The sequence below is a fragment of the Trueperaceae bacterium genome, from assembly GCA_036381035.1.
In the GTDB taxonomy this organism is placed as follows: domain Bacteria; phylum Deinococcota; class Deinococci; order Deinococcales; family Trueperaceae; genus DASRWD01.
Map to the genome: position 1 here is coordinate 1 of DASVDQ010000036.1, position 22,651 is coordinate 22,651.

General features: G+C 73.2%; 17 protein-coding genes and 3 tRNA genes. 7 read left to right on the plus strand and 13 right to left on the minus strand.

Annotated features, from left to right (window positions below; translation table 11 throughout):
* Positions 1–248: 248 nt before the first annotated feature.
* Positions 249–324 (plus strand) — tRNA-Lys (locus tag VF202_05550).
* 76 nt (positions 325–400) lie between these two features.
* On the opposite strand, the gene VF202_05555 is transcribed toward VF202_05550, so the two are convergent.
* The gene (locus tag VF202_05555) at positions 401–835 is read right to left on the minus strand and encodes a hypothetical protein (GenBank protein ID HEX7039558.1); all 435 of its coding nucleotides are present in this window, start codon (positions 833–835) and stop codon (positions 401–403) included.
* A gap of 71 nt (positions 836–906) precedes the next feature.
* Positions 907–1,473: a DinB family protein gene (locus tag VF202_05560; protein ID HEX7039559.1), complete on the minus strand. Its 567-nt coding sequence runs from the start codon at positions 1,471–1,473 to the stop codon at positions 907–909.
* A 124-nt stretch (positions 1,474–1,597) separates the two neighbouring features.
* On the opposite strand from VF202_05560, the gene VF202_05565 reads away from it, so the two are divergent.
* A tRNA-Glu gene (locus VF202_05565) sits at positions 1,598–1,672 on the plus strand.
* A gap of 103 nt (positions 1,673–1,775) precedes the next feature.
* On the opposite strand, the gene VF202_05570 is transcribed toward VF202_05565, so the two are convergent.
* Positions 1,776–3,680 (minus strand): glycogen debranching N-terminal domain-containing protein, encoded by a 1,905-nt coding sequence (locus tag VF202_05570; GenBank protein HEX7039560.1) that lies wholly within the window; start codon positions 3,678–3,680, stop codon positions 1,776–1,778.
* Positions 3,681–3,794: 114 nt separating this feature from the next.
* Between VF202_05570 and VF202_05575 the strand changes: the two genes are divergently transcribed.
* A tRNA-Val gene (locus tag VF202_05575) sits at positions 3,795–3,869 on the plus strand.
* An 18-nt stretch (positions 3,870–3,887) separates the two neighbouring features.
* On the opposite strand, the gene VF202_05580 is transcribed toward VF202_05575, so the two are convergent.
* From VF202_05580 to VF202_05595, 4 genes are all read right to left on the minus strand, one after another.
* A complete protein-coding gene (locus VF202_05580) occupies positions 3,888–6,092 on the minus strand; it encodes an HD domain-containing phosphohydrolase (protein HEX7039561.1) in 2,205 nt (734 codons plus the stop codon).
* A gap of 255 nt (positions 6,093–6,347) precedes the next feature.
* On the minus strand, positions 6,348–7,592 hold the full coding sequence (locus VF202_05585) for a Zn-dependent hydrolase (protein HEX7039562.1): 1,245 nt from the start codon (positions 7,590–7,592) through the stop codon (positions 6,348–6,350).
* Between the two features lie 97 nt (positions 7,593–7,689).
* Positions 7,690–9,408, minus strand: a complete 1,719-nt coding sequence (locus VF202_05590) for a tetratricopeptide repeat-containing diguanylate cyclase (protein ID HEX7039563.1) — start codon at positions 9,406–9,408, stop codon at positions 7,690–7,692.
* Positions 9,409–9,454: 46 nt separating this feature from the next.
* Complete coding sequence (locus VF202_05595; GenBank protein HEX7039564.1) at positions 9,455–10,360, minus strand: RIO1 family regulatory kinase/ATPase; 906 nt, start codon at positions 10,358–10,360, stop codon at positions 9,455–9,457.
* A gap of 316 nt (positions 10,361–10,676) precedes the next feature.
* Here VF202_05595 and VF202_05600 point away from each other — a divergent pair, with 316 nt between their 5' ends.
* From VF202_05600 to VF202_05615, 4 genes are read left to right on the plus strand one after another with little or no spacing between them, the layout of a single operon-like run.
* The gene (locus VF202_05600; GenBank protein ID HEX7039565.1) at positions 10,677–12,158 is read left to right on the plus strand and encodes an ABC transporter substrate-binding protein; all 1,482 of its coding nucleotides are present in this window, start codon (positions 10,677–10,679) and stop codon (positions 12,156–12,158) included.
* A gap of 55 nt (positions 12,159–12,213) precedes the next feature.
* On the plus strand, positions 12,214–13,143 hold the full coding sequence (nikB, locus tag VF202_05605) for a nickel ABC transporter permease (protein ID HEX7039566.1): 930 nt from the start codon (positions 12,214–12,216) through the stop codon (positions 13,141–13,143).
* Positions 13,136–14,008, plus strand: coding sequence for a nickel transporter permease (gene nikC / locus VF202_05610; GenBank protein ID HEX7039567.1), 873 nt, complete (start codon positions 13,136–13,138; stop codon positions 14,006–14,008). Before nikB ends, nikC begins: the two co-directional genes overlap by 8 nt.
* A gap of 44 nt (positions 14,009–14,052) precedes the next feature.
* Positions 14,053–15,099, plus strand: coding sequence for a dipeptidase (locus VF202_05615; protein HEX7039568.1), 1,047 nt, complete (start codon positions 14,053–14,055; stop codon positions 15,097–15,099).
* Positions 15,100–15,112: 13 nt separating this feature from the next.
* On the opposite strand, the gene VF202_05620 is transcribed toward VF202_05615, so the two are convergent.
* From VF202_05620 to VF202_05645, 6 genes are all read right to left on the minus strand, one after another.
* The gene (locus tag VF202_05620) at positions 15,113–16,870 is read right to left on the minus strand and encodes a bifunctional diguanylate cyclase/phosphodiesterase (protein HEX7039569.1); all 1,758 of its coding nucleotides are present in this window, start codon (positions 16,868–16,870) and stop codon (positions 15,113–15,115) included.
* Positions 16,871–16,913: 43 nt separating this feature from the next.
* On the minus strand, positions 16,914–18,188 hold the full coding sequence (locus VF202_05625) for an MFS transporter (protein ID HEX7039570.1): 1,275 nt from the start codon (positions 18,186–18,188) through the stop codon (positions 16,914–16,916).
* The gene (locus VF202_05630; protein ID HEX7039571.1) at positions 18,185–19,357 is read right to left on the minus strand and encodes a glycosyltransferase family 1 protein; all 1,173 of its coding nucleotides are present in this window, start codon (positions 19,355–19,357) and stop codon (positions 18,185–18,187) included. The genes VF202_05625 and VF202_05630 overlap by 4 nt, the downstream gene beginning before the upstream one ends.
* Positions 19,358–19,360: 3 nt before the next feature.
* On the minus strand, positions 19,361–20,392 hold the full coding sequence (locus VF202_05635) for a 2-oxoacid:ferredoxin oxidoreductase subunit beta (GenBank protein ID HEX7039572.1): 1,032 nt from the start codon (positions 20,390–20,392) through the stop codon (positions 19,361–19,363).
* On the minus strand, positions 20,392–22,227 hold the full coding sequence (locus VF202_05640) for a 2-oxoacid:acceptor oxidoreductase subunit alpha (protein HEX7039573.1): 1,836 nt from the start codon (positions 22,225–22,227) through the stop codon (positions 20,392–20,394). The genes VF202_05635 and VF202_05640 overlap by 1 nt, the downstream gene beginning before the upstream one ends.
* A gap of 191 nt (positions 22,228–22,418) precedes the next feature.
* Positions 22,419–22,651: hypothetical protein (locus VF202_05645; GenBank protein HEX7039574.1), on the minus strand; the 233-nt coding region annotated here is incomplete at its 5' end.

Below are 22,651 nucleotides of genomic sequence, written 5' to 3' on the forward strand. Positions count from 1 at the left end.
GTTCGCCTCATCTACGCCTGAGCGGCCGTCCACGCCGTCCTAGTGCGCGATTTCACGAACTCCAACGACTAGAGTCTAGCAAGGTGTCTCGGGGGCAACAAGGCACGCCGGCGGTGAGGTGGTAACCACCTGAGCGGGCGCCGGGCGGACGGTATCATCGGCTGGTCGGTACGGGTGCGCGCCGTCGACGAGGCGAGCAAGCGGGTGGGAACGCACCCCGGCGGCGACGCTCGTCACGCAGCGTTCGTGGGTCGTTAGCTCAATCGGTAGAGCAGCTGGCTTTTAACCAGCGGGTTCCGGGTTCGAGTCCCGGGCGACCCACCACGGAGGAGCCCCGGGCCGCGCCGCGGGCACACCGGCGCCATGGACAGGAGAGCGGAGGCGCGAGCGCGCCCGCGGCTCACGCGAACATCAACATGACGCCCACGCCGCAGACGAAGGCGTGGATGCCCACCCACAGCGACCAGAGCGGGATCCTCTTGAGCCGAGGGAACCGCCGCTCGTGCTTCTTCCTCGCCGGGCGCCGCTTCACCTTGGTGCCGGGGTCGAGCGCCTCGATGGCCTGGCGGTACGCCCTCGCCAGCCTCGCATGGTGGCGGTTGCGCTCGTAGTGCTTGGCGCTGACCAGGGCGCCGAACACCCCTAAGGCCACCAGGAAGGCGCCCATCGGCCGCTGCAGCGAGGCGCCGCCCTGGTCGAGCCTGACCAGGGCGAACAGCGCGCCCGCCACGGCGATGACCACGTTCGTGACGGTCGCCCTGAGTTCCTCGTGGTGGCGCGCTTGGTCCGCCTGCTCCTTGTACAGGCCGAGCAGAGTCTCCAGGGTCGCCGGCATGTCGCCCCTCCCTCACTCCTCTTGGACTCGAGCGCCGTTCACGATAGTCCCGGGGCGCCTATGTCCGGAACTCACGGGGCGGCCTGCCGCGGCTCCACCGCGCCGACCCACCGCACCCCGCCGCGGCCCGCCGACGTCAGCCTGTCGGCGAGCTGCGCCATGTGGTGGTGGAGGTGCCTGACGTTGATGACCTGGTGCTCGAGCTTCGACGACCTGTACCGCCGGAAGCCGCTGTCGGGGCTGGTGAGGTCGAGGGCATCGACGAGGTCGTCCACCAGCCCGTCCAGGTGCGCGAGGTAGGTGAGCGCCTGGGCGCGGGAGTACGGCTCGGGCACCAGCGGCAGCGAGCTGTTCGGGTCGGGAGGCCCCGCGATGCCGTCGGGGTTCTGGACGTCGGCCTGGTGACCCTCCCACGGGACGAAGTCCTCCTCCCGCGGCATGAGGTAGAGGTGCGTGAAGTAGAGGACGTGGTACGCGACCTGCCAGAACGCGTTCCGCGGCGCGGGGTCGTACCATAGCTCGTCCGTGCACGTCTCGATGGCTTGGCGCAGCATCGCCAGCCCGGCGTGGTACTGGCTCTTCAGCACCGCGCGCAGCGCGGCGACCGGCACGCTCTCGTCTGATCGCGTCGCTTCCATGGGCGCTCCTCACGCGTCGCTGCCGGCAGGATACGCGGTTCTCCCTTGTTGACCGCTCTGGGCTCCGATGCTGTAGAATCATCGACGCGCTCGCGGGAGGTGGGGAACGCGAGCCAGGCCGAGAGGCCCCTTCGACTAGCGGTTAGGTCACAACCCTTTCAAGGTTGCGGCACCGGTTCGAATCCGGTAGGGGTCACCAGGGTGAGGCGCCCGTCCGCGGGCGCCTCTCGCCGTCTGGGCGCGGCGATGCCGCCAGTGTCGCCGCCCCTGACACCAGCGAGAAGCGGCGCGGGTGGGCGGCCTCAGATGTCGAGGCTCGCCAGGTAGAGCAGCGCGGCGGCGTCCCAGGCCTGCGGCCGGCAGGCCACGGGGTAGGGCACCGGCGGTCGTTCGTCCCGCGCGTAGCCGGCGACCAGCTCCGGCAGCCTCAGGTCTCCCTGCTCGAGCGTGAGGTCGAGGAGCGCGTCCCTCACCATCGCGGCCTCGGCCAGGAACCCGTAGCGGACCAGCCCGGCGGCGAAGAGGGCCGTGTCGTGCGGCCACACCGAGCCGTTGTGGTAGCTCACGGGGTTGTAGCGCGCCTCGCCCGCGCCGAGGGTGCGCAGCCCCCAGCCCGACCAGCAGGCGGGCGAGAACAGCGTGCGCACCAGCTCGGGCGCGCGCTCCTCGGGCACGATCCCGCACCACAGCAGCTGGCCGGCGTCGGAGCTGAGCACCTCGAGGGGGCGCTTGTCGCCGTCGAGGGCCATAGCGTACGTGCGCTTGCCCTCGAGCCAGAAGGCCCTGTCGAAGGCCGCCTTGAGCGCCGTCGCCCTCCCCTCCCACTCGCCCGCGCGGGCCTCGTCGCCGAGGTCGCGGTACCAGCGCGCCGCGTTGACGTAGGCGGCGTAGGCGTAGCCCTGCACCTCGGAGACCGCCAGGGCGCCCCGCGCGAGCTCGCCCCCCGCGTGGCTCATCGAGTCTTGCGAGTCCTTCCAGGACTGCACGCTGAGGTGACCGGCGCCGCCGCCCTCGGGGTCGAACTCGAGGAAGCCGTCCCCGTCGAGGTCGCCGTGGTCCACGGTCCAGGCGAGCGCCGCCTCCCAGGCGCCGCGCAGCTCGGCGAGGATGGCCGCGTCGCCCGTGGCGTCGACGTAGGCGCCGAGCAGCATCAGGAACAGCGGCGTGGCGTCGATGGAGCCGTAGTAGGGCGCATGCGGAGTGATGCCGAGCCGCGTGAGCTCGCCGAAGCGCAGCTCGTGCATGATCTTCCCCGGCTGGGCGGCGCGGTGGTAGTCGCAGGTCCGCGCCTGCCAGCGCGCGAGGTGCCGCAGCGTGCCCGCCGCCACGTCGGGCCTGTAGGGCAGCAGCAGGTGGCCGGTGATGAGGGAGTCGCGGCCGAACGCCGCGACGAACCACGGTATGCCCGCCGCTGCGACCGGTCCCTCCTCGGTGAAGAGCAGCAGGGCCCTGAGGTCGTCCACGGCGCGCTCGAGGCTCCGCCTGTGACCGCCGCTGGCCAGCGGCCGCGACCAGAGGCCGTCGAAGCTGCGTCGCCACTCCTCGTAGCTCATCGCCCCGCGCTCGTAGGCCGAGGGTCGGGGGGCGTCGACGGCGACCACGGGGTTGTCGACGGTGAGCTCCACGGTCACCAACCGCGCCTCGCCGGGAGCGAGCGTCAGCGACCACGCGGCGCGCGCCCCGCCCGCGGTCCGCTCGAACGAGGCCGGCTCGCCGCCGAGTCGCGCCGTCACGCCCTGCGCCAGACCGTCCTCCGCCACGTACCTGAAGGTGACCGCGCCGCCCGCGACCTCGGGGTCGGCGAACCGGCGCTCGCGCCGCGCCCAGCCGCGCGTCTCGAACACGTCGCTGAAGGCCGGCTCGAGCTCGAGGCTGAGGACCAGGTCCACCGGGGCGAGGGACGTGTTCGACACCTCGACCTCGTCGCGCAGGCCGCCGGCCGCGATGCGCGCCGTGCGCCTCACGGCGAGCACCTGTGCGGGACCCTCGATCAGCGCGTGGTGCGCGAAGAGCGTGTCGGGCCGCGGCGTGGCCACCGCCAGCGCCATGAGGTGCTGCCCGCGGGACGCCCACGACCAGCTGTAGCGCGAGAGGAACTTCGTGTCGTGGTCGTAGAGGCCGCGCTCGCCGCCCTCGACCTGGCCGCCCAGGTCGGCGACGAGGAAGGTGTAGTGCTCCTTGAGCACCAGGTTCTCGGTGAAGTTCACGGCCGCTCGCTGCTCACCCCTTGCCGCTCTCGCAGGATACCGCCTGGGGGCGGCCGCGGTCCGCGTCGTCTGGCGCCCTCCTCGACCGCGCGGGCTACAATGGCGGGCCGGCCCGGGCGGTTAGCTCAGCGGCAGAGCGTTCGCCTTACACGCGAAGGGTCGGGGGTTCGAGTCCCTCACCGCCCACCAACCGGCGCGGCCCCGAGGTCAGTCGTCGTCGGCGTCCGCCTCGCCCCCGCGAGCCGAGGTCCCGGCCTCGCCCCCCTCGCCCCGCGGCACCCCGGCCGCAGCCTCGGGCCCCTCGCCTCGCCGCAACCCGGCCTCGGCTGCCACGCGGCTTTGACCCTCCCTCTCCGCGATCATCTCGAGGAAGACCGAGACCACGTGCGGGTCGAAGTGCGTGCCGGCGTTCTCGCGCAGGTACTCGAGCGCCTTCTCCCGCGGCCAGGCCCTGCGGTAGGGCCGGTCGGACGTGAGGGCGTCGTAGACGTCGACGACGGCGAACAGGCGGGCCGCGACGGGTATCTCCTCGCCCTTGAGGCCGCGCGGGTAGCCGTTGCCGTCCCAGCGCTCGTGGTGGGCGTAGGGGATGTCGATCGCGGGCCTGAGGAACGGGATGCCGGAGAGCAGGTCGTGGGCCAGGGTCGTGTGGCTCTTCATGACCTCCCACTCGTCGGGGTCGAGCTTGCCGGGCTTGAGGAGGATGTGGTCCGGCACGCCCATCTTCCCGATGTCGTGCAGCAGGGCGCCGCGCCTTATCAGCACGAGGTCGTCGCCCTTGAGTCCGAGGCGCGCGGCGAGCTGCACCGCCAGCTCCGTCACGCGGCGGCTGTGTCCCTCGGTCTCCTGGTCCTTGAGGTCGAGCGCCCGCGCCCAGCCCTCGATAGTCGTGTCGTAGGCCAGGCGCAGCTCGACGTTCGAGCGCTCCAGCTCGTCGAAGAGCCGGGCGTTGGACAGGCCGATGGCGGCCTGCATCGCCAGCGCGTCGAGGAAGTCGTGCCAGTCGTCCGACTCGGGCAGGCCGTCGTCGTGGAACACCTCGAGCACGCCCTGGAGACGGCCCTTGGCGACGAGCGGCACGCCGACGTAGGCCTCGAACCCCCCGTCCTCGCCCTGCGGCGCGCCGACGACGGCGGCCAGGGCCTCCCTGCCGGTGACCACGACCCGCTTCCTGTCGCGCGCAACGGTCCCGCTCGGCCCCTCGCCCAGCGCGACGCGCAGGCCGCGGGCCCCGGCGGTCGGGAGACCTTGGCTGGCGCCGTGGCGCAGCACGTGCTCGGTCTCGTCGTAGAGCAGGACGCGGGCGGCGGGCACCTGCAGGCGGCCCGTGACCTGCTCCAGCAGCACGCCGAGCGTCAGGCCGATGTCGAGCGAGCCGATGATGGCGCGGTCGATGTCGCGCAGCGCCACGAGCCTCTCGACCCGCTCCCGCAGGGCGACGTTGAGGCCCTCGATGTCGGCGCGGGCCGCGTCGATCTCCGACCTGTCGATGCCCGTTCCCACCAGGAACTGACGCCCGCCGCGCTCGACGCGCGTGGCGCTGAGGAAGTAGGGCCGGCTGCGGCCGTCCTTGCTCGTGACCCTCACGTCGGCCGACGCGTGGCCCTCGGCGAACACCCTCTCGATGCCGCGCGCGACGGCGGCGCGTGAGTCGCCCTCGAAGAGCGCCAGCGGGTCGAGGCCGGGCAGCTCCTCGTCGGCGTAGCCGGTGACCTCGGCGAAGCGGCGGTTCCAGCGCACGTAGCGTCCTTCGGGGTCGCGGACGAAGAAGAGCCCGGGGAGGCTCTCGATGAGCGCGTCGGTGAAGCCCTTCTCCTCCAGCAGCTCCGCCTGCGCCGAGGCCTGGGCGAGGAACGCCTCGCGCATCGACTCCTTGAAGCGCAGCCCGAACCTGTCGAGCAGGAACGCGATGAAGACGAGCACCATGGCGTAGGGCCCGAGGAGCTCCCACACCCCGGGCCGACCGTCGCCGCCGAAGAGGGTCTCGCCGTGCAGCAGCGGCGCCGCCACGATGACGGCCAGGGCCCAGCCGGTGGTCAGGCGCAGGGCGGTGCGGTCCAGCAGCAGGCCGGCCACGACGAGCGGCACGAAGAACAGCAGCAGCGACGGGGCCGAGTCCCTGACGCCCTGGCTGAGGGGGAGCGCCGAACCGGCCAGCATGAGGAGCCCCGCCGCGAGCCCGATGGCCACGCGGGGACGGCCCCAGCGGTTCAGCGCGATCGTCCCCAGCAGGAAGAGGACGAGGAAGGCGTCGCCGGCCACGGCGGCGGGCCGCAGGAACGGCCGGTCCAACCGCAGTGCGTCGATCGCGATCGAGACGAGGATGAGGACGAGGAAGGCCCAGAGGAAGCCGCCCACGACCCGCCGCTCCTCCTGGCGGGTGCGCTGCAGGGCGCCGTTCTGCCGGCTCAAGCGCCTGCCCTCGCAAGCCGGCCGGCGGCGCCAGGGCTCGACGCGTCGAGCCTGGGCCACGGGCGCTCGGTTCGGGCCGCCACGGTAGAGCGACGACGGTTCAAGACGCGTGGGCTAGCCGGCACTCCCCCTCGGCACCTCCCCACCCCCCGGGGATAGCCGATTAGAGCACCCGCGCGCGTGGCGCCGGGTGCTACACCTCACGCGGGCGGGGGGTCGCCTCGCGGCGATCCGCGCCCCGGTCGGCTGGCGCGCTCACGCCCGCGCGGCCAGCCAGCCCATCGTCTTCTCGGCCAGCCTGTCCAGGGCCGCCACCGAGAGCTCGATGTGCTCCTCCTTGGTGTCCTCGATCTTGTTGTGGGAGATGCCGTGAAGGCTCTGCACGAACAGCATCACGGTGGGCACGCCGGCGCGGGCGACCTCGGCGGCGTCGTGCAGCGGTCCGCTCGGCAGGCGGTGCGACACGCCCGCCGTCTCCGTGACGGCCGCGTCGGCGAGCTCGATGAGCTCGGGGTGGAACGGCATCGGGTCGATGCTCCACAGGTGGCTCCACGAGACCTGCACGCCGCCCTCGCGGGCGAAGCGCTCGCTGGCCTCCTTGGCGTCGGCGAGCATGCCGGCCAGCTGCTGGCCGTCCAGGTGGCGCTGGTCGAGGGTGATGTCGCACTCCGCCACGACGGAGGTGACGATGCCCGGCCTGGTGACGCAGGAGCCGATCGTGCAGACGCCGCCGCGGCGGCGCGTGATCTCGTAGACCTCGGGGCTCATCCTGGCGGCGGCGAGGAACGCGTCCTTGCGCTTGTCCATGGGCGTGGAGCCGGAGTGCGCCGCTTGCCCCCTGAAGTGGATCGCGTGGCGCTCGACGCCGAACGTCCCGAGGACGACGCCGAGCGGCAGGTCGAGGTCGAGGAGGACCGGCCCCTGCTCGATGTGCAGCTCCAGGTAGGCGCCGGCGCCCTTCAGCTCGGCGTGCGCCTCGTTCATGCGGTCGAGGTCCACGCCGCAGCGCCGCAGCGCGTCGACGAGCCTCACGCCCTCGGCGTCGCGCCTGTCGCGCTCGGCGTCGGGGTCGAGCGTGCCGCCGGCGGCGCTGGAGCCGAGGAGGCTCCGGCCGAACCTGGCGCCCTCCTCGTCGGCCCAGTCGACGAGCCTCACCGTGACGGGCGGCCTGCCGCCGTACTGCTCGCTGATGCGCCGCACGACCTCGAGGCCGGCCAGCACGTTGAGGCAGCCGTCGAGCCAGCCGCCTCCCGGCACCGAGTCCATGTGGCCCCCGATCAGGAGCGCCGTGTCGGACTCGCCGCGCAGCGTCGACCACACGTTGCCCGCGGCGTCCATGTGGGTCTCGAGGCCGAGGGCGTCGAGCTTCTCGCGCAGCCACCGGCGCGCCTCGAGCCAGGTGTCGGTCCAGGCGACGCGCCAGGCGCCGTCCTCGTTCGCGGTGCGGGCGCGCAGGTCCTTGAGCTCGGCGACGGTGCGTTTCGGGTCGAGTGGCGACATCCCAGCCCTCCCTGCCGGCTCGCGGCGTGACGCCCGCGGGCCGGGTGCGACGATGGTGGATGCGCGATACTACCGCGCACCGCGGCCGCCGGGCGAGTCAGTCGCCGGCCGCCACCCGGTTCCTGCCGTGGGACTTCGCCTGGTAGAGACGCCTGTCGGCGAGCTTCAGGAGCTCGAGCGCGTGGGGGGAGCCGGGCAGCTCGCGCACCGAGGCCACGCCCGCGCTGACCGTGACCTCGAGCCCCGGCGCCAGCTCGTCCCAGCCGGTGGTCGCCACGGCCACGCGGGCCTTCTCGGCCACGCGCTCGGCGGCGGGCTTCGGCGTGCCGACGAGCATGACCGCGAACTCCTCGCCTCCCCAGCGCGCGACCACGTCGGTGCGGCGGAACGTCCGCGTCAAGACCCCCGCCACCTTCCTCAGCACCTCGTCGCCGACGAGGTGCGTGTGGCGGTCGTTGATCGACTTGAACCCGTCGACGTCGAACAGCACCAGGCACAGGTCGGAGTCGGGCTCCTGCCGGCACCTGGCGACGGCGTCGCCGAGGCGGCCGTTGAAGTAGCGCCGGTTGTGGACCTGCGTGAGCTCGTCGGTGGAGCTCAGGCGCTCGAGGCGCTCCGCCTGGGCGCGCAGGGCGCGGTTCGCCTCGGCCAGGGCGCGGCCGGTGATCGCCAGCAGCTCGTGGTCCCGCGTCAGGCCGGCCTCGAGCTCGACGAGCAGCACGCCGAGCAGCACCTCGCCGTGCTCCTGCTGCCGCGCTCCGCTCTCCTCGATGAAGCTCCAGAGCCTGTCGTACGCCTCCTCGTGGCGGCCGAGGAGCGCCAGCGCCCGCGCCTGCTCGCGCAGCAGGTCGGCGGCCGCGCCGAGCGAGCCCGCCTCGCGGTGCAGGCGCTCCGCCTGCTCGAGCTCCTTCAGGGCCTCGGCCGCGTCGCCCGCGTCGAGCAGCGCCCGGCCGATCGCCTCCACGACCTCGCCCCTGAACGGCTGGCCCGGGTCGTCGATCTCGCGGGCCGCGCTCTCGAAGTGCTCCATCGCGGTGACGAGGTCGCCGGCGGCGGCGTGGGCCGTGCCCAGCTTCGCCAGCGTGGTGGCCACGTAGGCGCGCCTGCTCAGCGAGCGGAACAGGCCCAGCGACTCCCGCAGCGCCTCGATCGCCTCATCGTGGCGCCTGAGCGCGCTGAGCGCCCGCCCGCGGTTCGAGAGGGCGATGGCCCGCCGCATGTCGTCGCGCTCCTCGGCGGCTCCCGTGGCGGCCTGGTCGAAGCAGGCCAGCGCCTCCTCGATGCGGTCGGTGGCCATGTAGACGTTGCCGAGGTTGTTCACGAGGGCCGGGAAGACGCGCTCCCCGGCGCGCTCGAGCACGTCGATGCCGGCGCGGAGGTGGTAGATCGCGCGCTCGTGGAAGTCGCGCACGCCGTAGACGGACGCCAGGTCGTTGTGCGCCTGCGCGGCGAGCAGCGGCAGCCGCAGCTGGTTCGCGAGCGCCAGCGCGGCGCGGCCGAAGGGCAGCGCCGACTCGACGTCGTTGGACAGCATCGCGCTGCGCAGGCCGTACCGCATCGTCTCGGCGACGACGCGGCCGGCCTCGGGCGAGAGGCCGGAGGCGTCGAGCGCGGCGAGGCGCTCGGCGAGGCGTCGTCCGCCCGCCTCCCGCGGCTCGGAACCGCAGAGGCGCTCGACCTCGTCGAGGGCCTGGATGATCTGAGCCTTGGCGCCGTGGGCGTCGTCGAGCTCTATGAGCGCCTTGGCGCCTTCGAGGAGCGCCTCGAGTTCGGCGAGTCGTCTGCCCTCGTCGGCGCCCCCGCTCCCTGACGTCATCGGCGCCATCATCGCGGGGGGCGGGGACGACGAAACGGAACCTGGCTCACATTCCTCGCGGCGCGGCCGCTCGCAGCGCCCGACGCCACAGCTCCTCCGTGTCGGCGCGGTGGCCGAGCCGGCGGAACGAGGTCGCCAGCGTGTCGAGGTCGCGGCGCAGGAGGTCGACGCCCTCGCGCGAGGCGGCGACCTCCAGGGCCTGCGGGACGTCTATGAGCCAGACACTGCCCTCGTGCCACAGCAGGTTGTAGGTCGAGAGGTCACCGTGCGCGAGGCCCAGCTCGGCGAGCCGCAGGTAGATCGCCGCCGCCTGGTCCCAGGCGCTGCGGACCTCCTCGTCGGGCAGCCTGAGGTCGGAGAGGCGCGGCGCCGGCTCCTCGCCGTCCCCGATGAGCTGCATCAGCACGACCGAGCCGGACTCGCTCAGGTCGCTCACGTCGGGCCCCACGGCCGGCCGCGGCACGGGCAGGCCGGCGTCGTGCAGTCGCCACAGCGTCCGGTACTCGCGGAGCACCCAGACGTCCATCTTGACCCTGAGGCCGGTCCGCGTCCCGCGGCGCATGGCCTTGGCGGCGCGGGCGTCGGCGACCCAGTAGCCGTCCCAGTAGCTGGCGTCGTTCCTGAACGCGCGCAGCTCGAGGGCGGTGTAGAGCTTCGCGACCAGGCTCTCCTCGCCCCGCCTGACGACGTAGACGGTCGCCTCCTTGCCGCCGCGGAGCCTGGCGACGAGCGTGTCGAAGTAGCCCCTGTCGTAGAGGCGCTGCATGTCGGGGTCGGCGAACGCGGTCGTGGTCGTGGGCCGCTCGGCCTCGCCGCCCCACACGATGTCGGTCACGGACCCGCGCTTGACGGGCCGGCGCCCCCGGCCCTTCCCCTTGGAGGCGCGCGACCCGCGCCTCCCCTTCGTGCGGACGCCGAACTCGGCGCCCTCGTCCTCTTCGTGTCGTGGCAAGGCCCGTCCTCCGTGGGCGTGTGCGGGCACCTCGCGCCCGTGAGCGGGTGCGAGGTCCTCGCGCTGCGTAGGGCGTGTCGCGCCCGCCGCCTCGAAGGTCGTCGGCTTCGCGGTGGGTCAGCCGAGGTCAAGACGTGGCGGCGCGGCGCCTGCGGTCACGGGTTCTCTGGGCATAGCGCTCACCACCTCTCGGCCGGTTCGGGCCGCATCCTAGCGCACCAGGCGTGCGGCTGGTGCGGGCTTAGCATCGTCTGATGGCGGCCCCGGCGGTCGCCGCGGACCGGCTCACCGGGCCGGCCGCGTCCCGGGAGGACCGATGAGACGCTCGCTGCTCCTGCTGCTACTGCTCCTGTCCGCGCCCCTGGCGGCGGCCCAGACGCTCACCACGGCGATGGGCTCGAACCCGCCGACGCTCGACCCGCAGAGGACCTTCAACGGCTTCTCCTTCGCCGTCACCACGCAGGTCTACGAGACCCTGTTCCGCGTCACGACCGAGGGCGAGGTCGAGGGACTACTGGCCGAGAGCTGGGAGCAGGTCGCGCCCGACCGGCTGCGCGTGACGCTGCGCGAGGGCGTGGAGTTCACCGACGGCACGCCGCTGGACGCGGAGGCCGTGAAGGCGTCGCTCGAGCGCCTGCTCGACCCGGCCACCGCCGCGCCGGGCCGCTTCGTCGTCTCGGCCATCTCCGCGGTGGAGGTCGTGGACGAGCGCACGGTGGACATCGTCACCGCGGAGCCGTTCGCCCCCCTGCTGGCCCACCTCGCTCACCCGGTGACGGCCATCGTGCCCGTCGCGCACGGCGACGACCTCGCGCGCCGACCGGTCGGCTCCGGTCCTTACGTCTTCGAGTCGTGGACCCAGGGCGACTCGGTGGTGCTCACCGCGAACGAGGGCTACTGGGGCGGCACTCCGGCCATCGACCGCGTGGTGTACCGCATCATCCCCGAGGTCAGCACGCAGGTCGTGGAGCTGCGCAGCGGCGGGCTCGACGTCCTCTTCAACATCCCTGCCGACAGCTTCCGCCAGCTCGAGGGCATGGCCTCCCTGGAGACCGACTCCTTCCTCGGCTGGGGCAGCGTGCACCTCGGCTTCAACACGACGAGCCCGAAGCTGCAGGACATCCGCGTGAGGCAGGCGATCGCCCACGCCATCGACAAGCAGCTCATCGTCGACGAGCTCCTCAGCGGCCTGGCCCAGGTGGGCGTGGCGCCCGTCCCGCCCACGGTGCGCTTCGCCGCCTCCGACCTCGAGGAGCCGTACCCGTACGACGCGGACCGCGCCAGGGAGCTGCTGGCGCAGGCGGGCGCCGAGGGCCTCACGCTCACGCTGGACGTCTACCAGAACCCCGACCTCGAGGCCGTGGCCCAGGTCCTGCAGGCGATGCTCGCCGACGTGGGCGTCACGGTCGAGGTGCGCGTGCAGGAGTTCGCCGCCTACTCCGAGACCCTGCAGAGCGATGACGTCGAGATGTACCTGACCTCGTGGGGCACGGTGACCCTCGACGCCGACTACACGCTGTTCGCGTTCTTCCACTCGTCGGAGATCCCCGCGAACAACGCCTCGCGCTACAGCGTGCCCGAGGTGGACGACGCGCTGGAGGCCGCCCGCGCCACGCCGGACGACGCGCAGCGCGAGCGGCTCTACCGAATCGTCCAGGAGCGCGTCCTCGCCGACGTCCCCATGGTCACCCTCTACTACCCGCTGTCCACGTCGGCGAAGCGGCCGGCGCTCCAGGGCGAGGTCGTGCGCTTCTCCTGGATCAACCTCGACCTGCGCGGCGCCACGCTGGAGGAGTGAGCCCGGCGGGGGCAGAGGGGCGAGCGTCCGGCACACCGCACACTCCGGACCTGCCATGCTGGCCTACGTCGTCAAACGCCTCCTGAGCCTCGTCCCCGTGCTGCTCGGGGTCGTGCTGCTGGTGTTCGCCATGCTCTGGCTCGCGCCCGGCGACCCGGTGCTGGCGCTGCTCGGCGAGGGCGCGCAGGGCATCACCGCGGCCCAGGTCGAGGAGCTGCGCCGCGCGTACGGCCTCGACCGCAGCTTCCCCGAGCAGTTCGTCTCCTACCTGGCGGACGTGGTCCGCCTCGACCTGGGCACCTCGCTGAGGAGCTCGCAGAGCGTGACGAGCGAGGTGCTCTCGCGCTTCCCCGCCACCCTCGCGCTCGCCGGCAGCGCGCTGGCCATCGCCGTCGTCGTCGGCGGCCTCTTCGGCGTGCTGGCCGCCGTCTACAAGGGCACCTGGGTCGACTCCGTCGCGATCGTCGTCGCCCTGCTCGGCGTCTCGGTGCCCGTGTTCTGGTCCGGCCTCGTGCTGATGCTCGTGTTCGCGCTCCAGCTCGGCTGGCTGCCCGCCTCGGGGTCCGGCACCTGGCGGCACCTGATCATGCCGGCGGCGACCGTCGGCTTCTCCTCCGCCGCGTTCATCGCCCGGGTCACGCGCGCCTCGCTCATCGAGGCGCTGCGCCAGGACTACGTGCGGACCGCCAGGGCGAAGGGCCTGCCCGAGGGGCGCGTGCGGCTGAAGCACGCGCTGAAGAACGCGCTCCTGCCCGTCGTCACGGTCGTCGGGCTGCAGTTCGGCGGGCTGCTGGGCGGCGCGGTCCTCACCGAGACCGTCTTCGCCTGGCCGGGCGTGGGCCGGCTGCTCGTCGACGCGATCACGAGCCGCGACCTGCCGCTCGTGCAGGGGGCGGTGCTGTTCGTGGCCGTGGCGTTCATCGTCGTGAACCTGCTCGTCGACCTCTCCTACGCCGCCCTGAACCCGAAGGTGCGCTATGGCTGACGCCCCGGCCGTCGTCGCCGATGCCGCGGCCTCGCCGTCGCGCTCGCCCGCGGCGCGGCGCTTCCTGCGCCACCGCGGCGCCGTCGTCGGCCTCGCGCTCGTGCTCCTCCTGGTCCTCGCCGCAGCGCTCGCGCCGGTGATCGCGCCCTACGCGCCGGACGCCCAGGACCTGAGGGAGCGGCTCGAGCCGCCCTCCCGGGAGCACTGGTTCGGCACCGACGAGTTCGGGCGCGACGTCTTCAGCCGCGTGCTCCACGGCGCGCGGGTCAGCCTCCTCACCGGGCTCGTGCCCGTCGCGACGGGCCTCCTGGTCGGCACCGGCGTAGGCCTCCTCGCCGGGTTCTACCGCGGCTGGGTCGACGACGTCCTCATGCGCGCCATGGACGTCCTGCTGGCCTTCCCCCCGCTGCTGCTGGCGCTGGCGGTCGTCGGGACGCTCGGGCCGGGGCTGGTGAACGCCGTCATCGCCGTCGCCGTCGTCTCCCTGCCCGAGTACGCCCGCCTGGCGCGCAGCGTCGTGATCGCCGCGCGGGAGGAGGAGTACGTGCACGCCGCCAGGGCGCTGGGCGCCAACGACCGGCGGCTGATGCTCAGGCACGTGCTGCCCGCCACCGTCGGACCGCTGACGGTCCAGGCGACCCTCGGCATCGGCTTCGCGGTCCTCAGCATGGCCGGCCTGTCGTTCCTCGGCCTCGGCGTGCAGCCCCCCACCGCCGACTGGGGCGAGATGCTCTCGCGCGGGCGGCGCTTCCTCCCCGGCGCCCAGTGGCTGCTCCTCTACCCCGGGGCGGCCGTGTCGCTGACCGTGCTCGCCTTCAACCTGCTCGGGGACGGCCTGCGCGACGCGTTCGACCCGCGGGGCTGAGCTCGCGTCCGCGACGCCGCGGGGCCGCGGGTTACCCTCTCCGCATGATCCCCGTCATCGACGGTCACAACGACACCCTCCTCCTGCACTACCACGAGCCGACGCGCGACTTCTTCACCAAACAGGAGAGCGGCCACATCGACCTCGAGCGGGCCCGCCAGGGCGGGCTGGCCGGTGCGTTCTTCGCGGTGTTCCCGCCGGGACGGGAGCTGCCCGGCGTGAGCAGGACCTTCACGCGGCGCGACGGCTCCACCGCCGTGGCCGCCCCGCCCGCGATCGACCGCGTGGAGGCCACGACGGCGACGAACGCGATGGTCTCGCAGCTCCTGCGGTGGGACGCCGACCCTGAGCGGCGCGTGAGGCTGGTGCGCAGCGTGCGGGAGATCGAGCAGGCGATGGCCGACGGGGCGCTCGCGGCGATACTCCACTTCGAGGGCGCGGAGGCCATCGACGTCGACCTGGCGGCGCTCGACGTCTACCACGCCGCGGGCCTGCGGAGCCTCGGCATCGTCTGGAGCCGCGCGAACGCGTTCGGCTACGGCGTGCCGTTCGCGTTCCCCTCGTCGCCCGACCTCGCGCCGGGGCTCACCGGTCACGGCGTGCGCCTGGTCAAGCGCTGCAACGAGCTGAAGATCATGATCGACCTCTCGCACATCAGCGAGAGGGGCTTCTGGGACGTCGCCGACCTGTCCGACGCCCCGCTCGTCGCCACGCACTCGAACGCCCACGCCCTCTCGCCATCGCCCCGCAACCTCACCGACGCGCAGCTGCGCGCCATCGCCGAGACGAAGGGGCTGGTGGGCGTCAACTTCAACGTCGGCTTCCTCGCCGAGGACGGCTCGTCGGACCCCGCGCTGCCGCTCGAGGTGATGGTCAGGCACGTCGACTACCTCGTGGACAAGCTCGGCATCGACGGCGTCGCCCTCGGCTCCGACTTCGACGGCGCCACGATGCCCGCGGCGATCGGGGACGTCGCCGGCCTGCCGGCGCTGCTCGAGGCCCTCGCGGGCGCGGGCTACGACAGAGAGTCCCTGGAGAAGATCGCCCACAAGAACTGGCTGCGGGTCCTGAGGCTCACCTGGGGCGAGTGAGGGCCGAGGCGCCTCAGCGCCGCGACGCCCTGACCCTCTCCAGGACAGCCAGCCCGCGGCGCGCCGCGTCCTGCACCAGGGCCGGCGCCACCGGCTGGCACACGAGGAAGCCCTGGACGGAGTCGCAGCCGGCCTCGATGACCTGGAGCAGCTGCTCCTCCGTCTCGACGCCCTCGGCCGTGACCTCCACGCCGATGGCCTTGCCGAGGGCCGCCACGGCCTTGAGGATCGCCAGCTCGCTGCCCTGACCGGAGTAGCCGGGCGCCTGGTCGAGGAAGGCCCTGTCGAGCTTGAGGGCGTCGACCGGCAGCTCGTGCAGGTGCGCCAGCGACGCGTAGCCGGTGCCGAAGTCGTCGAGCGTGACCTTCACGCCGCTGCGGCGCAGCTCGGCCAGCACGTCGGAGCCGCGGTTGCGGTCGGCCAGCGCGGCGGTCTCCGTCACCTCGACCTCCAGGCGGCTCGCCGGCAGGCCGGCGCGGTACAGCGCGCTGCGCACGTCCTCCAGCAGGCCGCCGCCGCGCAGCTGCAGCGGCGACACGTTCACGGCCACGCGCGGGACCTTGAAGCCGGCCTCGTCCCACCTGTTCACCTGCGCCAGGGCCAGGTCGAGGACCTCCCGGCCCAGGGAGACGATCTGGCCCGTCTCCTCCGCCAGGGGCACGAACGAGTCCGGGCTCATCAGCCCCCTCTCGGGGTGGCGCCAGCGCACCAGAGCCTCGGCGCCGGCCAGCTTGCCGGTCCGCAGGTCGACGCGCGGCTGGTAGTAGAGCGTGAGCTGCTCCTTGCCCAGCGCCTGGCGGAGCTCGTCCTCGAGCTCGAGGCGCTCCTGCACGCGCACCTGCATGGCGGGCCTGAACACGGCGAACGACGGACCCCGCGCCGCCTTGGCGCGGTACTTCGCCTGCGACGCCGCCTTCATCAGGGCACCGGGCGTCTCGGCGTGGTCGGGGAACACCGCGACCCCCACGCGCGGACGGAACGTGACGCTGCGGCCCTCCAGGACCACGGGCTCCACCAGGCCGCTCACGACGCGCTGGGCGATGTCGGTGGCGTCGACCGTGTCCTGCAGCGGGCGCGTGACGATCGCGAACTCGTCGGTGCCGAAGCGGGCCACGGTCGCGCTCTGCGCCACGGCCTTCAGCCGCCGCGCCGCCAAGCGCAGCATGTCGTCGGCCGCGTCCTGGCTCACGGCGTCGTGTATCAGGCGGAAGCCGTGCAGCTCGAGGTAGAGCACGGCGACCTTCAGCTTCGCCGCGCGCGCGGCCGCGAGCGCGTCGAGCAGCAGGGTCTCGAAGCGCTGTCGGTTCGGCAGGTCGGTGACGGGGTCGTGGTTCGCCAGGTACTCGACGCGCTGCTGCAGCGCCCGGCGCTCCTCCTCGTAGGCGTCGTTGGGGCTCCTCCCGGCGAGCTCGGCGCAGATGGCCATGCGCGCGAGCTTGCCGCCGTAGACGAGCTCGAACACGCTGACGGCGGCCTGGAACTCGCCCTTGACGCCGCGCAGACGCACCGTCGGCGTGCCGTTGAGCGCGGCGAGGAACGGGGTCTGCGCCGAGGCGTAGTCGCGTGCCACGGCCGCGGGCGTCTCGCCGGCGTGCAGGTCGAGGAGGCTGCGGCCGGGAGCGGGGCCCGTGGGCAGGCCGAACACCGCGGCCGCGCGGGGGTTCACGGCCAGGAGCTCGAGGGTCGCGGGGTCGTAGACGACGACGGCCTGCGGATGGGTCCGGAAGAAGGCCTCCGTGGCTCTGCCAGGGCTGTGGGTGCGCTCCTCCATCGGTCCCGTTCCGGCTCGTTCCCGGGCACGCTCCGGCGCGCCCTCAGGCGGCTCCTGTGCGCTCGATCCCAGATGATAACGGCATGAGCGTCTCCGGCACCCGGGCGCCGAACCAGGCGGCGGCCAACACGCCGACCGCCCCGACCGCTACCGCGGCGGGACCCAGCGACGCGGACTGGGCCACGAGGCCGACGACGACGGGTCCGCCGGCCCAGCCGGCGTCGCCGATGAGCCGCCACCAGCCGAGGAACGTCGACGCCGCCTCCCGCGGCGCCAGGTCGGCGGCGAGGGTCATCATCGTGCCCGACCCCAGCCCGTTGCCGACGCCGATGAGCACGGCGATGGCGAGGAGCGAGGCGAAGCCGGTGGCCAGGGGCACCAGCGCCAGCGACAGGCCCATGAGGAGGAAGCACGGCACGATGGCGGCCTTGCGCCCGCGCGTGTCCATGAGCCAGCCGGCCGGATAGGCCAGCAGCATGTCGGCCAGGCCCCCGGCGCTGACGACCAGGCCCACCTGCAGCGGGTCGAGGCCCAGCGCCTCGGCGCCGAAGAGCGGGATCAGGACGCGGCGGCCCGCCCGCACCGCCTGGCCCAGCACCTGGCCGAAGCCCGCGTTGAGGAGCGTGGGCACGGCGTCGCGCATGGCGCGTCGCGCTGCCTCGCCGCCGCCCTCGCGGGGCGCGGCGGCCGGCACGCCGGGCAGGCTCACGGCCACCAGCACCACGGCGACGAGCATGAGCGCGGCGTAGAGCACGAGCGGCGCGGCCAGCCCGAAGAGCGCGGCAGCGGCGCCGCCCAGCGCCGGTCCGACGAACGACCCGAAGCGGTTCACGCCGCCGTAGAGGGCGATCAGCCGTCCGCGTCCGCCGGCGCGCGTCGCCTGCGCCAGGTACGAGTGCCGGGCGAGGTTGAAGAGCGCGAGGCCCACGCCCGCGAGCACCCGCAGGGCCAGGACGACCCGCAGGTCGCGCGCCGCGGCCGTGGCCAGCACCGAGGCCAGCGTGAGCGCGCCGCCGAGGAGCAGCGCGGCCTTGGGCGAGGTGCGGTCGACGAACCAGCCGGCGGGGACGTCGCCGATGAGCATGCCGATGGCCTCGCCGGCCAGCGCCAGGCCGACGAGCGCAAGCGAGGTCTCGAACGAGGCCATGAACAAGGGCAGCGTGGGCGTGAGCACGCCGTCGCACAGCGACGTGATCACGGTCGGCGCGTAGATGGCGAGCAGGAGCCGCCTGACGCCGGGCGTCTCCCCGGCGCCCCCGGACGCGGCGGCGCCGACCTCCGCCCCGCCAGACGAGCCGCCGGCCCGCTCCGCGCTCATCGCCGGCGCGCGGCCTCCATGCCGCGCAGGCGCATGGCCTTCCGGTAGTGGTCGACGAGAGCGCGCGTGGCCGCGGTCCACGACCACCTCTCGGCCTCGCGCCTCCCCTCGCCGGCGAGGCGCTCCCTCAGGCGCCCGTCGCCGATGAGGCGCCTGATCCCCTCGGCCAGGGCGGGACCGCTGCCCGGCGCGACGAGCAGGCCGGTGCGTCCGTCCTCGACGACGTGCGGCAGGCCGCCGGCGCGCGCCGCGACCACGGGCACGCCGGCCGCCATGGCCTCGAGCGCGGCGAACCCCAGCGTCTCGGAGTCGGAGGGGAAGGCGAAGACGTCGGCCGAGGCGTAGGCGGCGCCCAGCTCGTCGCCGGAGAGGAAGCCCGTGAACACGGTGCCGGTGCCGGCGAGGCGCTCCTCGAGCCAGGGGCGCGCCGGGCCCTCGCCGACGACGGCGAAGCGCGCCTCCCCCCGCAGCGCGTGCACGGCCTCGGCGAGGACGTCGACGCGCTTCTCGAACGAGACGCGCCCGGCGTAGACGACGAGCGGCGCGTCGTCCTCGCCGCCCGCCAGGCGGGCGCGCATGGCGGCGCTGCGCCGTCCGGGATGGAACCTCTCGGCGTCGACGGCCTTCGGCCACAGGCGCACGCGCCTGATGCCGAGCCCGCGCGCGAGCTCGACCATCTGCGGGCTGGTGCAGAGGTTCACGTGGGCGAGGTTGTGAACCTCGCGGTCGAGCACCTCGAGGGGCCGCTCGGCCCAGCCGAGCGACAGGCTCCTCACGACCTTGGGGTCGGTGTGGAAGGAGGCGAGGAGCGGCAGACCGCGGCGCTTGGCGTGCACGGCGCCCCAGGTGCCGAAGAGTATGGGGTTGACGACGTGCACGACGTGCGGCGCGAAGTCGTCGACGGCGCGCGCGATGCGCGAGGAGGGCACGGCGAAGGTGTGCTCCGGGTACCAGGGGAAGGGCAGACCGCCGGCCGCGACGACGCGGGCGCCCTGGCACCGCTCCGGCGACCCCGGCGGGGCCAGCACGAGCACCTCGTGGCCCAGCTCCTCCAGCGCCGCCAGCGTGGCGACGAGGCGGGTGACGACGCCGTCGACCTTCGGCAGGAAGGTCTCGGTGACGAGGGCGATGCGCAGCGGCGCCGGCTCGGTCTCCCGCGGGCCGTCCAAGGCTCAGGCGTAGGCCGCGAGCAGCCCCTCGAGCGCGTCCCTGCCGGGGCGCAGCAGGTCGTCGGGCAGCTCGGAGAGGGGCGTGGCGCCGAACCCGCTCACCTCGGCCAGCGAGGGCCGCGAGTCGTCGTAGTAGAGGAGCCCCGTGACCAGCTCCCCCTGCTCCTCGCCGCGGCGCAGGCGCTCGAGCGCGCGCAGGCGGTCGTTCGGCTCGTAGTCGGCCTCGAGCTTGCGCAGCGTCAGCCGCGAGCCGTCGTGCAGCTCGACGACCGCGGTGGTGCCCGGGTCGTAGTCCTCGACGACGATCTCGTCCTGCGGCGCGACGTAGCCGAGCTCCTGCAGGGCCCGCTCGTTCGCTCGTCCCCAGGCGTAGCTCTTGCGCGAGTCGTCCTCGTCGTTGAACGCCACGCACGGGCTGATGATGTCGAGGACCGCCAGGCCCCTGAAGCTCAGCGCCGCCTTCAAGAGCTCGCGCACCTGCTTGGCGTCGCCGGCGAAGGAGCGGGCGACGAAGCCGGCGCCGGCCACGATCGCCTCGACGGCGACGTCGATGGGCGGGAAGTCGTTGTGTCCGGCGTACTTGAGGTCCTGGCCGTACTCGGCCGTGGCGGAGAACTGGCCCTTGGTCAGGCCGTAGACGCCGTTGTTCTCGACGACGTAGACCATGCGGACGTTGCGCCTGACGAGGTGCTTGAACTGGCCGAGGCCGATGGAGCCGGTGTCGCCGTCGCCGCTCACGCCGATGGCCCGCAGCGTGTGGTTCGCCTGCAGCGCCCCCGTGCCCAGCGACGGCATGCGGCCGTGCAGGCTGTTGAAGCCGTGCGACTGGCCGAGGAAGTAGGCGGGCGACTTGCTGGAGCAGCCGATGCCAGAGAGCTTGATCACGTCCTGCGGCCGGAGGCTGAGCTCGTAGCAGACCTGGATGATCTGGTTGGCGATCGAGTTGTGGCCGCAGCCCTTGCACAGCGTGGACGGGGCGGCCGCGTAGTCGGCCTTCGACAGGCCGACGAGGTTGAGCTTCTGGACGCGGTCCATCAGTCGACCCTTCCGTTCAGGTGGCCGAGCACCTGTCTCTCCACCCACGCGGCCGTGAGCGGCATGCCGTCGATGTAGCCGACGCCGTGCAGCTTCGCCGCGTGCTGCGGCAGCTCGGCGCGGAGGATGTCCCTGAGCTGATTGTCGCGGTTCATCTCGATGACCAGGAGGTCTTCGTGCTGCGCGACGAAGCCCTCGACCTCGGCCCCGAACGGCAGCGCCCGCAGGCGCATGACGTCGATGGCGACGCCCTGCAGCGCGAGGGCGTCGCGCGCCTCCTCGATCGCGTAGCGGGTGGTGCCGTAGCAGATCACGCCGAGGCGCGCGCCGGGGCTCTCCTGGATCACGGCCGTGGGGACGTGCTGCCTGGCGGTCTCGTGCTTGCGGGCGAGGCGCTCCATGTTCCTCCACCACACCGCGCCGTCCTCGCTGTACCTGGCGTTCTCGTCGTGGCCGGTGCCGCGGCCGAACCAGGCGGAGCGCGGGCTCTGGTTGCCCGGCAGCGTGCGGTACGGGATGCCGTCGCCGTCGACGTCGGCGTAGCGCCGGAACGTCTCGAGCCGCTCGACCTCCTCGGCCGAGAGCACCTTGCCGCGCTTGAGCGGCTCCTCGGGGTAGGCGAAGGGCTCGCCCATCCAGTTGTTCATGCCGAGGTCGAGGTCGGAGAGGACCAGGACCGGCGTCTGCAGCGTGTCGGCGAGGTCGTGCGCCTTGTAGCCGAACTCGAAGCACTCCTCGATCGACGACGGGAAGAGCAGCACGTGCCTGGTGTCGCCGTGCCCGATGCCGTAGGCGAAGGCGACGTCGCCCTGGCTCGTGCGCGTGGGCAGGCCGGTGCTGGGCCCGACGCGCTGGATGTCCCACACGACCGCGGGCACCTCGGCGAAGTAGGCGAGGCCCAAGAACTCCGCCATCAGCGAGAGGCCCGGACCGCTCGTCGCGGTGAGCGCCCTCGCCCCCGCCCAGCCGGCGCCGACGACCATGCCGATCGCCGCCAGCTCGTCCTCCGCCTGGATGACGGTGTAGGTGGGCCTGCCCTCGGGGTCCTTGCGCAGCTGCGGCAGGAAGTCGCGCAGGGCGTCTATGAAGCTCGTGGAGGGCGTGATCGGGTACCAGGCGGCGACGCTGACGCCGCCGAACACCGCGCCCAGGGCACCGGCCTCGTTGCCCGTCATGAGGATGAGGCCCTCGGTGGCGTCCATCGGCTCGACGCGGTAGGGGTCGACCTTCTGCAGGCACTCGCGCGCCCAGTCGTGGGAGCGGGACACGACGTCGAAGTTGCTCGCGACGAGGTGCGCGCGCCCGCCGAAGTGGTGCTCCAGCGACCGCCTGACGACGTCGAGCGGCACGCCGAGCAGGTGCGCGACGACCCCGACGTACGTCATGTTCGCCACGTAGTCCTTGACCTTGCCCTTGACGTCGACGTCCTGCAGCAGCTCCTTGACCGGCACCGGATAGTAGGTGAGGTCGGCGCGGTCTGGCGTGTAGCGGATGTCGGCGTTGTAGACGCAGACGCCGCCGGGCGGTAGACCGGCGACGTCCTCGTGGATCGTCGTGGGGTTGAAGGCCACCAGTAGCTCCGGCGACCGCCTGGCGACGTAGCCGTGGCGGCTGACCCTGATGTGGTACCAGGTCGGCAGCCCCTGGATGTTCGACGGGAAGATGTTCTTCCCGTGCACCGGGATGCCCATCTTGAAGAACGAGCGCAGCAGCGCGAGGTTGGCCGTCTGGCTGCCGGTGCCGTTCGCCGTGGCTACGGCTATCGAGAAGTCGTTGACGATCGCGGTCGGGGCCGCCCCGACACACGGGCTTGACAGCGGTTCTTGGACGCCCATCCCTGTGCGTGCACCTCCGGGTGGGCGGAGTACGCGCGCCCGCACGGGGGCGTGGTCCGCTCACGCATCTTGCGGCGGGCCGGTGCCGCGAGCCGGCGCCGGCGCCGCCGTTCCCGCGGCATAGTACCCCGCGTCCGCGCCCCGCACGGGGCTGGAGTCATCACACCGGTACGGCGCGTTCCCGCGCGGGCTCAGGCCTCCAGGGAGAGCGCCTCCTCCTCGTCCTCCCCCGCGCTGCCGGCGAGCTTCACCGCGCCGGCGCGCTCGAGGGTCTCGTAGACGCCCCGCCTTATCTCTTCGACGAGGTCGGGTCTGGTGGTGAGCAGCTCCACGGCCTTCTCCTTGCCCTGGCCCAGGCGCAGCTCGCCGTAGGAGAACCAGCTGCCTGACTTCTGCACCACCTCCAGGTCGCTGGCCACCTGCA

Bases quoted from the DNA above. Each gene is read 5' to 3' on its own strand.
- VF202_05615 (HEX7039568.1), top strand. From the start codon at position 14,053: ATGATCCCCGTCATCGACGGTCACAACGACACCCTCCTCCTGCACTAC.
- VF202_05555 (HEX7039558.1), bottom strand. From the start codon at position 835: ATGCCGGCGACCCTGGAGACTCTGCTCGGCCTGTACAAGGAGCAGGCG.
- nikB (HEX7039566.1), top strand. From the start codon at position 12,214: ATGCTGGCCTACGTCGTCAAACGCCTCCTGAGCCTCGTCCCCGTGCTG.
- VF202_05590 (HEX7039563.1), bottom strand. From the start codon at position 9,408: ATGACGTCAGGGAGCGGGGGCGCCGACGAGGGCAGACGACTCGCCGAA.
- VF202_05635 (HEX7039572.1), bottom strand. From the start codon at position 20,392: ATGGACCGCGTCCAGAAGCTCAACCTCGTCGGCCTGTCGAAGGCCGAC.
- nikC (HEX7039567.1), top strand. From the start codon at position 13,136: ATGGCTGACGCCCCGGCCGTCGTCGCCGATGCCGCGGCCTCGCCGTCG.
- VF202_05585 (HEX7039562.1), bottom strand. From the start codon at position 7,592: ATGTCGCCACTCGACCCGAAACGCACCGTCGCCGAGCTCAAGGACCTG.
- VF202_05560 (HEX7039559.1), bottom strand. From the start codon at position 1,473: ATGGAAGCGACGCGATCAGACGAGAGCGTGCCGGTCGCCGCGCTGCGC.
- VF202_05620 (HEX7039569.1), bottom strand. From the start codon at position 16,870: ATGGAGGAGCGCACCCACAGCCCTGGCAGAGCCACGGAGGCCTTCTTC.
- VF202_05600 (HEX7039565.1), top strand. From the start codon at position 10,677: ATGAGACGCTCGCTGCTCCTGCTGCTACTGCTCCTGTCCGCGCCCCTG.
- VF202_05640 (HEX7039573.1), bottom strand. From the start codon at position 22,227: ATGGGCGTCCAAGAACCGCTGTCAAGCCCGTGTGTCGGGGCGGCCCCG.
- VF202_05625 (HEX7039570.1), bottom strand. From the start codon at position 18,188: ATGAGCGCGGAGCGGGCCGGCGGCTCGTCTGGCGGGGCGGAGGTCGGC.